This window comes from Fulvivirga lutimaris (assembly GCF_009711525.1).
GTDB classification, from domain to species: domain Bacteria; phylum Bacteroidota; class Bacteroidia; order Cytophagales; family Cyclobacteriaceae; genus Fulvivirga; species Fulvivirga lutimaris.
On sequence record NZ_SMLV01000046.1, the window covers coordinates 1 to 704 of the forward strand.

At 34.4% G+C, this 704-nt stretch carries 1 protein-coding gene; it reads left to right on the top strand.

Annotated features, from left to right (window positions below; genetic code table 11):
* Nucleotides 1-290: 290 nt before the first annotated feature.
* On the top strand, nt 291-704 hold a 414-nt coding region (locus E1140_RS00115; RefSeq protein WP_155177933.1), incomplete at its 3' end, for an ABC transporter ATP-binding protein.

Below are 704 nucleotides of genomic sequence, written 5' to 3' on the forward strand. Positions count from 1 at the left end.
GCCTTCATTTTATTACTGGCGGACAGGCAGGCAATAACCCGCTTTCTCTTTGTTTCGGACAGGCAAGCGCGAAGACAACTGCCAACCACTAGGCAGTTAATATAACAACATTAGTATATTTCATATTATCCGTACAGCGGAAAATTTAGTATATATGAGACTCCCCAATAAGGCAAAGTGTATCTATCAAATTTTCATAATAGACGTATTTTAACATTCTAAAAAATAATAATTAGACACATGCTGTAAGAATAATGGTAGCTAGTATACTAGTAATGAAAAACTGTTAGATGACTCTTTCAATAACAAATTTTCGCAAATCTTACGAAAGTCAACAAATTCTAGGCATCCCGAATCTAAAGTTGAATCATGGCATTTATTGGATTAAGGGTGGAAATGGATCAGGTAAATCTACTTTGTTTAAAACAATATGTGGAATTTCTCCTTTTGACGGGAAAATTTCATTGGATGGATTTAGTTGCAAGAGAGATCCAAAATTGTACCGGCAACTTGTCAGTTATAGCGAAGCAGAACCTTTATATCCCGATTTTCTCACCCAGAAAGACCTGATTCTTTTTTACGCTAAAACGAGAAAAGCAAATCAAATCCAAGTTGATGCATTGATAAATCAATTGGATACTAATTCTTTTCTAAATCAACCGATAAAAACATTCTCATCAGGAATGCTAAAAAAAGTAGGCTTG